The organism is Klebsiella michiganensis (assembly GCF_015139575.1).
Taxonomy (GTDB): Bacteria; Pseudomonadota; Gammaproteobacteria; order Enterobacterales; family Enterobacteriaceae; genus Klebsiella; species Klebsiella michiganensis.
Window position 1 is genome coordinate 4,296,021 of sequence record NZ_AP022547.1, and the last position, 13,374, is coordinate 4,309,394.

At 61.6% G+C, this 13,374-nt stretch carries 11 protein-coding genes; 8 read left to right on the forward strand and 3 right to left on the reverse strand.

Translation table 11 applies throughout. The features are described 5' to 3' along the window. The first annotated feature begins 347 nt into the window (after window positions 1–347). The 5 genes from JLG71_RS20285 to JLG71_RS20305 are packed head-to-tail and all read left to right on the forward strand — an operon-like array spanning window position 348 to window position 5,818. Complete coding sequence (locus JLG71_RS20285; protein ID WP_004848735.1) at window positions 348–1,328, forward strand: sugar ABC transporter substrate-binding protein; 981 nt, start codon at window positions 348–350, stop codon at window positions 1,326–1,328. 44 nt (window positions 1,329–1,372) lie between these two features. After that, entirely contained in the window at window positions 1,373–2,878 is a 1,506-nt protein-coding gene (locus tag JLG71_RS20290; RefSeq protein ID WP_047725149.1) for a sugar ABC transporter ATP-binding protein, read from the forward strand. Further along, entirely contained in the window at window positions 2,875–3,861 is a 987-nt protein-coding gene (locus tag JLG71_RS20295; RefSeq protein ID WP_047724256.1) for an ABC transporter permease, read from the forward strand. Before JLG71_RS20290 ends, JLG71_RS20295 begins: the two co-directional genes overlap by 4 nt. Further along, window positions 3,861–4,862 carry an ABC transporter permease gene (locus JLG71_RS20300; RefSeq protein WP_025106413.1) on the forward strand — a complete coding sequence of 334 codons (1,002 nt, stop codon included), beginning with the start codon at window positions 3,861–3,863 and terminating at the stop codon, window positions 4,860–4,862. The genes JLG71_RS20295 and JLG71_RS20300 overlap by 1 nt, the downstream gene beginning before the upstream one ends. Window positions 4,863–4,873: 11 nt before the next feature. Then, window positions 4,874–5,818, forward strand: a complete 945-nt coding sequence (locus JLG71_RS20305) for a carbohydrate kinase family protein (protein ID WP_122117259.1) — start codon at window positions 4,874–4,876, stop codon at window positions 5,816–5,818. 38 nt (window positions 5,819–5,856) lie between these two features. Here JLG71_RS20305 and JLG71_RS20310 read toward each other — a convergent pair whose 3' ends face one another. Genes JLG71_RS20310 through JLG71_RS20320 form a run of 3 tightly spaced genes read right to left on the reverse strand, consistent with a single transcriptional unit; the run spans window position 5,857 to window position 9,014 of the window. Next, on the reverse strand, window positions 5,857–6,885 hold the full coding sequence (locus JLG71_RS20310) for a 2-hydroxyacid dehydrogenase (protein ID WP_004848726.1): 1,029 nt from the start codon (window positions 6,883–6,885) through the stop codon (window positions 5,857–5,859). Then, on the reverse strand, window positions 6,882–8,378 hold the full coding sequence (locus JLG71_RS20315) for an FGGY-family carbohydrate kinase (RefSeq protein WP_200913776.1): 1,497 nt from the start codon (window positions 8,376–8,378) through the stop codon (window positions 6,882–6,884). The genes JLG71_RS20310 and JLG71_RS20315 overlap by 4 nt, the downstream gene beginning before the upstream one ends. A gap of 24 nt (window positions 8,379–8,402) precedes the next feature. Continuing rightward, on the reverse strand, window positions 8,403–9,014 hold the full coding sequence (locus JLG71_RS20320; RefSeq protein ID WP_014837792.1) for a methylthioribulose 1-phosphate dehydratase: 612 nt from the start codon (window positions 9,012–9,014) through the stop codon (window positions 8,403–8,405). Between the two features lie 518 nt (window positions 9,015–9,532). On the opposite strand from JLG71_RS20320, the gene codB reads away from it, so the two are divergent. Genes codB through codA form a run of 3 tightly spaced genes read left to right on the forward strand, consistent with a single transcriptional unit; the run spans window position 9,533 to window position 13,268 of the window. Then, window positions 9,533–10,795 (forward strand): cytosine permease, encoded by a 1,263-nt coding sequence (codB, locus tag JLG71_RS20325; protein WP_014228377.1) that lies wholly within the window; start codon window positions 9,533–9,535, stop codon window positions 10,793–10,795. 2 nt (window positions 10,796–10,797) lie between these two features. Next, complete coding sequence (locus JLG71_RS20330) at window positions 10,798–12,033, forward strand: PucR family transcriptional regulator (RefSeq protein ID WP_009653171.1); 1,236 nt, start codon at window positions 10,798–10,800, stop codon at window positions 12,031–12,033. Continuing rightward, window positions 12,030–13,268, forward strand: a complete 1,239-nt coding sequence (gene codA, locus JLG71_RS20335; protein ID WP_049101547.1) for a cytosine deaminase — start codon at window positions 12,030–12,032, stop codon at window positions 13,266–13,268. The genes JLG71_RS20330 and codA overlap by 4 nt, the downstream gene beginning before the upstream one ends. Window positions 13,269–13,374 lie beyond the last annotated feature (106 nt).

Here is a 13,374-nt window from a genome sequence, read left to right on the forward strand (position 1 = left end):
TAAATAAGAGTTGCAAGCAAATTAAGCCCACAAAATAAAAAGGGATTAAGCTGCATCATGAAATATTTTCAGGTTACAGATAACAAATTTACGTTTTCCTCAGGCAAATCTGCGATATAACATCGTTAATATACCCTAAATAATTCAAGTTTCAGGAAGGCGGCAAGTAAGAGAGTCCCGATGAGCTTACTCAAGTAAGTGATTCGGGTGAACGCACGTAGCCAACGCACATGCAACTTGAAGTATAACGGGTATAACTTAGACATATTTTGTATTTGAGATTGTGTGGCTGTTGTTGTCATGCTACTGCTCCGCACAGCCACCTCCATCACAGGACCATAATAAGAATGTCGCAGAAAATGAAATTATTGCCCATCGCGCTGGGCCTGCTCTCGCTCGCCTCCGTCAACGCTCTGGCGGCGGATGCCTTATCACTTCAGGGGAAAACTATCGGCGTCGCCGTGGTCGGGACGCAGCACTTCTGGGATCGTGAAGCCTATAAGGGTGCGACCGAAGAGGTAGAGAAACTGGGGGGTAAAGTGATCGGCGTCGATGGCGGCCGCGATAACCAGGTTCATGCGAATAACCACGATATTTTACTGTCGCGCAAGGTCGATGCGGTAATTAGCATTCTGGGCGACAGCGCCGTTGAGCCTAAATTCAAAGCGCTACGCGATGCCGGCATTCCGGTATTTACCGTAGACCACGTTTCAAAATATTCGGTCAATAACACCACCTCCGATAACTACACCCTGGGATCGACCATTGGTCGCTATATGGCCGATGAACTGGGCGGCAAAGGGAACGTTGCGGTATTTAACGCATTCTCCAGCTCCCTGCGTATTTGCGGCATTCGTTATGACCAGTGGAAATATGTCCTCAAGGATTATCCGGATATTCACATTATTCAACCGGAGCTGGCCGAGCAGTTTGCCAACTCGCCGGAAGATGCGCGTAAGAAAACCCTCGAACTGCTGAGCCAGTATCCAAAAGGCAAACTCGACGCCATCCATGTCGCCTGCTGGGATCAGCCGGCTATCGGTATTGTCCAGGCGCTGGAAGAGACCGGCCGCGATAAAGACGTCAAGGTCACCGCGATCGACGCCGGCCCGGAAACCCTGGAGATCATGGCCGAGCCGGGCAGCCCGTTCGTCGCCAACGTCGCCCAGCAGCCGCACCTGATTGGCCAGACCTCCGCCGATAACGTCGCGCGCTACTTCGACAAACAGAAGCTGCCCCTGCAGACCTTTATTCCGGTGGTGCCGGTGAAAGGCCCGCAGGAGGCAAAAGCGGTCTACAAACAGCTGGGATATGGCGAACTGCAGTGATCACTCCATCCTCCGGCGGGGTTAACCCCGCCGCTGGTCTGGCGATGAACCAGATCGGCAAAAGCTTTGCCAACGTGACTGCATTAAATGCGGTCACGCTGCTTCTGAATCCCGGTGAAATTCACGGCCTGATCGGCGAGAACGGCGCGGGAAAATCGACGCTAATAAAAATCCTCGCGGGCGTCTATCGGGCCGACAGCGGCAGCGCCACCCTCGACGGCGCGCCGCTGCCGCTCGGCAATCCCGCGGCGATTGAAGCGCTGGGTATCCGCGTTATTCACCAGGAACTTAACCTGATCCCGCACTTTACGGTGGCGGAATCGGTGTTTCTCGGCCAGGAGTACCGCACCCGCTGGGGCGCGCTGGACCGGCGGCGAATGAACGCGGCCACCCGGGCGTTTTTCCGCGACAGCTGGCAGCTGGATATTCATCCCCGCCGCCTGATCCGCGACCTCAGCCTCGCCGAACGCAAGCTGGTGCAAATCGCCAGAGCGCTGATCGACGGCGCGGCAAAGCTGGTGGTATTCGATGAGCCCACCGCGCCGCTGGAAGCGCAGGAAGCCGGCCTGGTCACCTCCGCGATTCTGCGCCTGCGGGAACAGGGGATCGCGATTCTCTACATTTCCCACTATCTCAACGAAATCGCCGCCCTTTGCGATCGCGGCACGGTGCTACGTAACGGCGAGGTGGTCGGCTACCCCGACCGGGCGCTTCTGCAGAATACCGACGCGCTGATCAAAATGATGGTCGGCCGCGATATCGAACAGCTCTATACCCCGCGCCAGAGCAGCGCGCATCAGGTCGATGCCGCTGCCCCGGTACTGTCGGTTCGCCATCTCAGCGACGGGCAGCAGTTACGCGATATTACCTTTGATATTCAGCCGGGAGAGATCGTCGGCGTCGCCGGACTGCTGGGCGCCGGGCGCGACGTGCTGATCGATCTGCTTTACGGGCTACGCCGCGCCCGCAGCGGCACGATAAGCGTTGACGGCCAGCCGAAGCGGCTGCGGACGCCGTATCAGGCAACCCGGGCCGGACTGGCCCTGGTGCCGCGCGACCGCCGCCATCAGGGGCTGATTCTCCCCTTCACCACCGCCGACAATATCAATCTGGCCTCGCTACCGGAGACCGCCACTTTCGGCTGGGAGCACCGCGGCCGGGCGCTGGAAAAAGCGCGCAGCTGGATCGACCAGCTCTCTATCCGCCCCGGCCGTCCGGAGCTTCCGGTGCGCTTTATGAGCGGCGGCAACCAGCAAAAGGCGATTCTCGCCCGCTGGCTGGGCACCGATGCGCGGCTTTTTATTCTTGATGAACCCACTCTCGGGGTGGATATCGGCGCGCGCCGCGATATTTATCAGCGCACCCGCGAGCTGGCGGATCGCGGTCGCGGCGTACTGGTCTCATCCAGCGACGCGCCGGAGCTGCTGGGCCTTTGCGACCGCATCCTGGTGATGTGGCGCGGCGAACTGGTGGCCAATCTCCCGACCCGGGGGCTGACGCTGGACGCGCTGCTGGTGACGATTAACGGTGGACAGGAACAACAGGTATGAGTGCAGGTATCCAGCGCCGCCCCCTTCCGGGCATCACGACGCTTATCGAAAAATTTCCCCTGATTCTCTTTTTTGCGCTGCTGGTCTGGCTCAGCCTGCAGTCGCCTTTCTTTTTAAGCTGGCAAAATATCAGCATGATGCTGGTGCAAAGCGTGCCGCTGGCGATCCTCTGCTTCGGCCTGGTCTGCGTGATTGCCGTCGGCGGCGATGATGTGGTCTCCGGCGGCATCGACCTGTCGCTGCCCGCCATCGCGGTGCTCGGCGTCGCGCTGCTCAGCCTCGGCATGGCGGAGTGGAACACCCCTTACCTGGCGCTGCTGTTACTGCTGATCGCCGTTAGCCTGGCCTGCGGCGCCGTCAACGCCACGCTGGTGCTGGCGGCGGGCCTGCCGCCGCTGCTGGCGACCCTGTCAACTTCGGTGGCCTTCACCGGCCTGACCGACCTGCTGACCGGCCAGCGGCGCATCGCGGTGAGCGACCCGCTGATGGTGGCCTTTCGCGATAACGATCTGTTCGGCATTCCCTGGCCGCTGATCTATCTGCTGGCGGTATTCGCGCTGTTTCAGTTTTTGCTCCACCACTCCCGCTTCGGCCAGCATTTACAGGCGGTGGGCGGTAACCGCGATATGGCGCAGATGAGCGGACTCAACGTTCGCCGTTTGACCATTATCGTCTGGCTGCTGGCGGGCATCGCCGCCGGCCTGGCGATTTTGCCGCTGCTCAGCCAGGGCTCAGGCAGCTCCAGCGGCACGGCGACGCCGCTGCTGCTGGAAACCGTCCTCGCAACCTTTATCGGCGCGGCGTTCTCGCGGCGGCGCGTGGTCACCATCTGGGGGGCGCTGCTCGGCGCGGTGCTGGTCAACGCGCTCTCTAACGGGCTCGGCCTGCTGGGAGTGAATATTTTCTGGATGGGCGCGATCAAAGGCGGCCTGATCCTCGTGGTGCTGGCAGCTTCGGCGGTCAGACATAAAGGAGGCCATTAATGAGCCAACTGACGCTCAAGACCCCCTCAACGGGGCAAACCGGCAGCGGTCCGCTGGCGTGGCTATCGCGAGCAGGATTCGGCGTCATTACCCTGCTGGCGATTGCCCTGTTCGGCTGGGCGAACCCGGTATTTCTGACCTTCGATAACTGGGCCAATTTGCTGCAGGGCAGCGCGATTCTGCTGATCGTGGCGATGGCGATGACCCTTATCGTTAGCGCCGGGGCGATTGACCTCTCCGTCGGCGTGGCGCTGGATTTCGGCGCCGCTTTTGCGCTGGTGGCGCTGAAGACCTGGCACCTGCCGTGGCAGGCGGCGGTGGGCTGCGCGCTGCTCGGCGGGGTGATTATCGGCCTGCTGAACGCCTTTCTGATCCTTATCTGCCAGATTCGTCCGTTCCTCGCCACCCTCGGCACCTGGTTTATCGCCAGCAGCGCCGAGCGTATCTATACCGACGGCGGCGGCTCTATCTCCTACCGCCGGATGGCGCCGGAGTATCACGATCTGGCGGTCGGCAATATCGCCGGTATTCCGACGCCGGTGGTGATTGTGCTGGCGCTGTGGCTGGTAGCCTGGCTGCTGACCGAACGCACGCTGTTTGGCAAGTACGTGCGCGCTATCGGCCAGAACGGCGAAGCGGCGCGTATCGCCGGGATCCGCGACCGCCGGACCATGCTGTGGGTGCTGGTGGCGGCCTCCGCGCTGTGCGCCGTCGGCGGCGTCATTCTCTCCGCCAACCTGCGCCAGTTTACGCCGCTGGCCGGCCAGGCCTACCTGATGGACGCCATCGCCGCGGTCTTTATCGGCACCGCCTTTAACCGGCTCGGCCGGGTCAGCATCGCCGGCACCCTCGGCGGGGTGCTGTTTCTCGCGATTATTGATAACGGCCTGAACCTGATGGGGCTGAACTACCTGGTGAAGGATGCGCTGGTGGGCGTGATTCTGGTGGTCGCGCTGGCCCTCTCCTTCTGGCAGGCGCGTCTGCGCCAGACTCATCGTTAAGCGGAGCACCTATGGCAGCTTTTGACGCCGTCTTTGTCGGCCTGACTATTCTTGATATCGCCGGTCGCCCGGTGATCGACATCCCGCCGCGCGGCGGGGTAGCCTTTATCGAACAAATTCGTCTTAACCCCGCCGGAACCGCCGCCGGGGCCAATATTAACGCCGCGAAGCTGGGCATTCGCACCGCCGCGGTGGCCTGCCTCGGTGAAGATGAAAAAGCCGATTTTATCCTCGCCAGCTACGCGCGGCTGGGGATCGACTGCTCGCTGGTCCAGCGTACGGCGCAGCAGGAAACGTCGGCGACGATCCTGCCCATCCGCCCCAACGGCGAGCGCCCGGCGCTGCACTGTCGGGGCGCTTCCGATGCGCTTTTTATCCGCGAAGAAGAGTTTGACGCGATCCTCGACTGCCGGTTCCTGCACCACGGCGGCACCGGCCTGCTGGCGGCGATGGATAGCGGGCAAAGCGCGCTGCTGCTGCGGGCGGCGAAAGCCCGCGGCGTCACCACCAGCTTTGATTTAATCGCCCCCGATGCGGGCACCCTGGATCTGCTGCGCCCGCTGCTGCCGTCGGTGGACTACTTTATGCCTTCCCTTGAAGAAGCGGCGTATCTCTCCGGGGAGACCCAGCCGGAAGCGATTGCCCGCGTCTTCTTTGCGCTTGGCGTCGGAACCTGCATTCTGAAGGACGGCGAAAACGGCTCCTGGCTGCTGACCCGCGACGGCGCCGTCGAGCATATCGCGCCGTTCCAGGTCGATGCCGTAGATACTACCGGCTGCGGCGACAGCTACTGCGGCGGCTTTATTGCCGCGCTGGCCCGGGGGTTAAGCGTCAAAGCGGCGTGCGAGGTGGCTTCCGCCGTCGCCGCGCTGGTGGCGACCGGCATGGGATCGGATGCCGGCGTGGTGGACTGGCAGCATACGCAGGAGTTTATGGCGACCCACCGTCGCGGATAACAAGCTTCGCCGCCGCATTGCGCGGCGGCAAGCGCGGCTTAACGCCACTGATAAAGCAGCGGCTCTCCGGCGACATAGCGCTGGAGGTCGGCGGCAATCATCGCCGTATGTTTAGCAATGCTCTCCCGCGTCGCCCCGGCGATATGCGGCGTAATAATCACGTTATCAAACTCGGTGACAAACGGATGGTCGCGCCACAGCGGCTCGCGATGGTAAACATCCAGCGCCGCGCCGCCCAGCGGGCCGTGGCGCAGCGCGTGAATCAGCGCTTCTTCGTCCACGACCGCCGCGCGCGAGGTATTGATCAGCAGCGCGCCCGGCTTCATGCTGTTCAACAATGGCGCGTTCACCAGCCCATCGCTGTGCGGGCCGCTGCTCAGATGCAGGCTCACGATATCCGCCTCGCGGAACAGCCCCTCAAGGGTCGTCTTTTGCAGCCCCGGTTCGTTGATATCCTCAGCGGCGACAAACGGGTCCACCACCAGTACCGCCATGCCAAAGGCGCGGGCGATACGCGCCACCCGGCGGCCAATATTACCGTAGCCAATCAGCCCCAGGGTTTTGTTGCGCAGCTCGCTGCCTTTAAAGACTTCATAAGGGCTTTGCGGACTAACGTCCCACACTACATCGCGGCGCAGCCCGCTCTGGGTGGCCTGCGCGGCGTTTTCGGCGTGGGTGAATTCGCCGCGCTTCAGCGCCGCGTGGGATTGCGGAATATGCCGCGCCAGGCTCAGCATCAGCCCCAGCGTCAGCTCGGCGGCGGCGTCCGCGTTGCGCCCCGGCGTATAGAGCACGCGGATACCGCGCGCCTGGGCGGCTTTGGTATCGATGTTCACCGGATTGGCGCGGGTGCAGGCGATCACCTGTAAACGCGGGCAGGCGGCGATCACCGCTTCCGTCACCTCATCGTAGCTGGTCACCAGCACCTCGGCGTCGTGGGCCAGTTCGATCAGCTGGCCTGCGCTCAGCTTCGGCTTGCCCAGCGCCCAGCCTTCTACCCGCAGTTCGCCCAGTTGCTGAAAAGCGCTGAGGTCGCCGGCGTGTTCGGCGGTAAAAACAATTTTCATATGCGTTGTTCCTGAGAAATACGTTGAAGCGCCTCGCGGCGGGCCTGCCACACCGGGAGCATCTGCTCGCGCAGCAGGCGATACACCGGATAGAGCGCGGCGTAGCGGCTGTACGCCTGCGGATGGGGTCGATAGCGGGTCTGCTCCAGCGCCGGATAGCGGCTCAGGGCATCGACGCTGCGCGCCGCCAGAATCGCCGCGCCGCGCGCGCTAAGCTCGTTGAAAGGACTGGAAACCACCGTTCTGCCGGTGCAGTCGGCAATGATTTGCAGCCAGGTTGCCGAAGCCGCGCCGCCGCCGGTCAGGTACAGTTCGCCGCCCTGCGGGTAGCCCTGAAGCGAGTCGACGATAGCGTAAGCCAGCCCTTCAAACACCGCCCGCAGCAGCTCCGCACGGGTGGTGTGCTGGCTAATGCCGAAATAACCGGCCCGCGCCTCGGGGCTAAAGAACGGGGCGCGTTCGCCGTTGAGGTAGGGCTGCCAGAAGACGCCGCCGCTGCCGGGCTCAACGCTGGCGATATGCTGTTCCAGCTGCTGTAAATCCGGCTCCAGCGCAATCTGCTGCTGGAGCCAGTCGATGTTCGGCGTCCCGGCCTGCATCGGAAAAAGGTTAATAAAGCTGCCCGCTTCGGTATGGGTGACGTAGCGCGTCCCCTCGTTGACCGTCTGGCGACCGTGGCAGACGATACCGGTGCAGCAGGTGGTGCCAAGAATGGTATAAATATCGCCATCGTTGACCGCGCCGCAGCCCAGCGCCGCGCTGCACACATCCAGCGCCCCCGCCGCGACCGGCGTGGCGGCGGGAAGCCCGGTCAGCGCCGCGACCTCTTCACGTAGCGCGCCCGCCTGCACGTCCGGCGCCAGCAGCGGTGGGAACAGAGATTGTAAATCTGCCAGGCCCATCTCATTGAGCACCACCGTGGATAGCTTTCCGCTCTGCTGATTCAGCAAAGAGGTGCTGGCATCGGTAAGATCCAGCGCCGCGACGCCGGTGAGGCGAAAGCGGATCCAGTCCTTGGCGAAAAACAGATAGCGGGCCGCCGCCAGCCGCTCCGGCTGGTGATGCTTGAGCCAGTACAGCTGCATACTGGTGTTGCAGGGCTGCAGATGGGTACCGGTATCGTCAAAGAAGCGACGGTCAAAACCGGGGCGACTGAGCAGTTCGCTCATCAGGTCGCGGCTGCGGGTGTCGCTCCACAGGATACCCGGCCCGACCGGTTCGCCTTCGGCGTCGCTGAGCCAGACCCCTTCGCCCTGCCCGGCAAGGCCGATGGCGCGTAAACGCCCGCTTTGCAGCGCCGGATACCGGGCAATATCGCGTAAAATCGCCACCACCGACTGCCACAGCTGGGCCATATCCTGCTCGGCGTGGCCGTTGGCCGACAGCCGCGGGCCGGTGTTCTGCGCCGCGCTGGCGCACGCCTGAAAGCGTTCATCAAACAGCACCGCTTTCACGCGCGAGGTGCCGATATCGATTCCGAGATAAAAATCCATGCCTGACCCGTTGGTGAAGAGAAATTAGTCGCGCTCGTAGCGGCGGCGCATCAGTTCACATTCGAACAAAAATTCCAGTCCTTCGAGCTGGCGACGGGCTTCGTGAATGTCTTTGCCCCAGCAGGTCAGGCCGTGGCCGCGCAGCAGGAAGCCGTAGCGCAGCGGGTGGGTCTGCGCATAATCTTCAATGCGCGCCGCCAGGGCATCGATATTCTGGTCGTTATCAAAAATGGCGACCGGCACGGTATCAAGATGGCTGTGCTGGCCGGTCAGGGTTTTCTGCATCTCATAGCCCTGCAGCGCCAGGGTGGCGCTTTTTTCAATCCGCGACAGCACGGTCGCGTTGACGGTATGCACGTGCAGCACGACATTCGCTTCCGGGAACAGGCGATACACCAGGGTATGCAGGCCGGTTTCAGCAGAGGGTTTACGTCCGGAAGGCGCTTTATTGCTGGCGATCTCCACCTGCAGGAAATCCTCCGTCGTCAGGCTGCCTTTATCGCGCCCCGACTCGCTCAACCAGCACCAGGTCTCATCCTGACGCACCGACATATTGCCGCCGGTGGCCGGTGCCCAGCCTTTCGCGCCGATCCAATGACAGGTGGTGACCAGTTGCGCGAGTCTTTCTTGCCACATAGCAGTTCCTTAGTTTAGCGATGTTGTATTTAGCCGTCTAAATGGCTATTTACCCGATACTAACACCGCCAGCGTAAGCGAACAATATTTCAGGAAAGACTTACATTGATAATGGTTATATCAGAAAAGCATATGAAATTACTCTTTTTAACAACAATACAACTGAGCATTTTCATGACGCCAAAATTACCGCCTGCGGGCGGTTAAAAAGATGGGGGATCGTGCCGCCGGGAAACGGCGTAAAATTGGCATCATTTGTCGATTCTGACCTGCCCCCCAGGTCGGGTAAGACGCCAGCCGTCGTCCGACAAAATGCGGGGGCAGGAGTCACATCCCACTGCCCCACGGCGGTGCAAAACATGGCACTGTGCACACATTTATGGCAAACAGCGGCCGTTTAACGTCGTTTTATGTGCATACTGCCCACCCCATTATGTTACCCCTGCCCCGCTTTTTCTGGCACACCTCTTGCTACCCCTCTGCCATCGCTATTTGGATAGCCACTCAGAGGTTCCACCATGTCAAACAGCAATGATTTTCCGCTCGTCGAAGCGCCCGCCGCCGGGCGCAAGGGCGTTTTTTCCATCTCGATGGTTCTGTTCAGCTTTACTTTTTTCACCGGCACCATGTTCGCGGGGGGCAAGCTTGGCGTCTCTTTCTCCATCGTTAACCTGCTGTGGATTGCGGTTATCGGTAACTTTCTGCTGGCCCTGTACGCCGCCTCGCTCGGCTGGATTGCCGCGCGCAGCGGGCTAAATACCGTACTGATGGGCCGTTTTTGCTTCGGTGAAATCGGCAGCAAGCTCGCCGATTTTATTCTCGGCTTCGCCGAGCTGGGCTGGTACGCCTGGGGAACCGCGACGGTCGCCATCTCGCTGGTCAAAATCCTCGCCCTGCCTGCGGCGATGACGATTCCGCTGATGATCCTGTTCGGCATCCTGTTCTGCGTCACCGCGCTGGTGGGCTATAAGGGGCTGGATGCGCTGTCGCGCGTATCGGTACCGCTGATGTTTATTCTGCTGGTGGTGTCGATGTACCTTGCCGCCCATCACGCCGGCGGCTGGCAGGCGATGACCCAAATCGAACCGGGTGAAACCATGACCTGGTCGGCGGCCATTACCATGGTATTCGGCACCTTTGCCAGCGGCGCGACCCAGGCGACGAACTGGACGCGGCTGGCCAACTCCAGCCGCACCGCCATCGTCGCCAGCATGAGCAGCTTCCTGATCGGCAACGGGCTGATGATTATCGCCGGCGCCTGGTGCGCCATCGTCTACCAGCAGGCCGATATCGTGGAAGTGCTGATTTTGCAGGGGCTATCGGTCGCCGCGGTGGTAATGCTGTGCCTCAACCTGCTGACGATTCAGGGGCCAACGATCTACAACGTCTCGGCCGCCGCCTGCCATCTGCTGCGCAGCGAGCGTCGCCGCACCCTGACCGTGGTTGCCGCCGGGGTCGGCATTCTGCTGGCCATTGGCGGTATGTATGAAATGCTGATCCCTTTCCTCGTGCTGCTGGGCAGCATCATTCCGCCCATCGGCGGCGTGATCCTCGCCGACTACTGGTTTTATCGCGGCGGCCGCTATCCGCTGCTGCACACCGCCCGTTTGCCGCGCTTTAACTGGCTGGGTCTTAGCGCCTACGCGGTGGGCGCGGCAGTGGCTTACCTGTCACCGTGGATCGCCCCGCTGGTTGGCATTACCGTTTCCGCGCTGGTCTATATCGCGCTGACGCGTCTGAGCAAACGTCAGCCCGCCGCTGATTCGGTCGCGGAGCAGTAGCCGTGAGCCTGACGGTCAGCGAAATCCTCGCCCTGGAGGGGCTCTCCGCCATGCGCCTGCGCGCCGGTAAGCAGGGGCTGCAGCTGGCGGTTCGCTGGTACTACGTGGCGGAAAATGAAAATATCGCCGAATGGATCATGGGCGGGGAGCTGGTGTTTATCACCGGAATCAACCATCCCCGCGATGAAGAAAACCTGATCCATTTGCTGATGGAGGGCAAGCAGCGCGGGATCGCCGGGATGGTGATCCTCACCGGCGACGCGTACATTCAGGCGATCCCGCCGCGCCTGATTGCGCTGGCCGACGAGCTGGGCATTCCGCTGATCGAACAGCCCTATCTGCTGAAAATGGTGATCGTGACCGAACGCATCGGTACCGCGCTGGTGCGCAGCGAAAACGCCCTGCAATCGCAGCGCGATATTCTGCTGCAGCTGTTAACCGGCGACTATCCCGACCTGCAAATCCTGCATCAGCGGGCGCTCCACCAGCAGCTGGATTTTACCCGCCCGCTGCGGGTGGCGGCGCTGCGCCTTGAGGGGATCCCGCGCCTGTTTCGCCAGTTTCCGCCGGAGCAGGCCGAAGCCTGGCTGCAGCAGGCCCGCCGCACCGTACGCCAGCGCCTGCAGCAGCAGCTCAATCAGCAGGGCAATCCCTTTCCGCTGGTCGAGCGCAGCAATATGTTTCTCTTTCTGCTTCCGGATGAGGAAGGCGAGTTTTATCAGCAAAAAACGTGGCTCCAGGCGTGGCTGATCGCGCTGGCGGAGGGCGACGACGGGCTATCGCTGCTGTGCGGCCTTTCGGCGCCGGTGCAGCAGCTGCAGGGATATCAGCGCGCGCTGTCGCAGGCGCGTCAGGCGCTGGACCTCAGCGATAACCTGCGTCCGGCCCAGCGCATCAGCGACTACCAGCAGCTGGGGTTTATCAAGCTGCTCTCCGCCGTTAGCGACCCCGCCCTGCTGAGCGACTTTATGCACGACACCCTCGGCTGTCTGATTGAGCCGGATCGCAAAAGTCCCTGGCTGCTGATGGAGACCCTGGAAACGCTGCTTCAGGAGAGCGGCAACGTGGTCAGAGCCGCCGAGCGGCTGGGCATTCACCGCAACACGTTGCATCAACGCATTCAGCGTATTGAAAAGCTGACCGGCTATCCGGTCAGCCACCCGCAGTTTCATCTCAACGCCTCGGTCGCCTTAGCGATCTGGCGTATGTCGCAAAACCATTTACGGGAACAACCATGAAAATTATCAACGCGCGCCTGCGCCATCAAGAAGCGCTCTATACCCTCGACTTACAGGACGGCCTGATTAAAAGCATCACCGCGCAGGCCGCGGCGCAGGCGGCTGACGCCGACGATATCGACGCTGAGCAAAAGCTGGTCATCCCGCCGTTCGTCGAACCGCATATCCATCTTGACGCCACCCTGACGGCGGGCGAGCCGGAGTGGAATATGAGCGGTACCCTGTTTGAGGGCATCGCCCGCTGGAGCCAGCGCAAAGCGAGCGTCACCGTCGAAGATACATGCCAGCGGGCGCTGAAAACCATCGGCATGCTGCGCGACAACGGCGTGCAGCACGTGCGCACCCACATTGATGTCACCGACCCTTCCCTGACGGCGCTTGAGGCGATGCTGAGAGTGAAAAAAGAGGCGGCCCATCTTATCGATCTGCAGATCGTCGCCTTCCCGCAGGAGGGCATTGAGTCCTTCCCCGGCGGACGCGAACTGATGACCCGCGCCATCGAAATGGGCGCCGACGTGGTGGGTGGCATTCCGCACTATGAAAATACCCGCGATAAGGGCGTCAGCTCGCTGGTTTTTCTGATGGACCTGGCCGAGCGCCACGGCTGCCTGGTGGACGTGCACTGCGATGAAACCGACGACCCGCAGTCGCGCTTTCTGGAAGTGCTGGCGGAAGAGGCCCGGGTGCGCGGCATGGGCGCGCAGGTCACCGCCAGCCATACCTGCGCCATGGGCTCTTACGATAACGCCTACTGCTCGAAGCTGTTCCGTCTGCTCAAAGCGTCTGGCATCAATTTTATCTCCTGCCCGACCGAAAGCATTCACCTGCAGGGGCGCTTCGACAGCTGGCCGAAACGCCGCGGCGTGACGCGGGTGGCGGAGCTGGACCGCGCCGGGATCAACGTCTGCTTTGCCCAGGACTCCATTCAGGATCCGTGGTACCCGCTGGGCAACGGCAACATTATGCGCATCCTCGACGCCGGGCTACATATCTGCCATATGCTGGGATATGAAGATTTGCAGCGCTGCCTCGATCTGATTACCGATAACAGCGCCCGCACCCTGTGCCTCGGCGACAACTACGGCATTGCCGAAGGACGCCCGGCGAACCTGCTGATCCTCGATGCGGAAAACGACTATGACGCGCTGCGCCGCCAGGCCAAAGTGCTGACCTCCATTCGTCACGGCAAAGTTATTTTGCAGCGCCAGGCGGAGCAGATTCGCTATCCGGCATAAGCCTGACGTTGACGCGGCCGCGATGCCGCGTCAACCCACTGCTCGCCCGGGGATTTATGTGGTACCTTTTAACGACTTTTTCCGTGCCGGCCATGGGTTCCAGCGT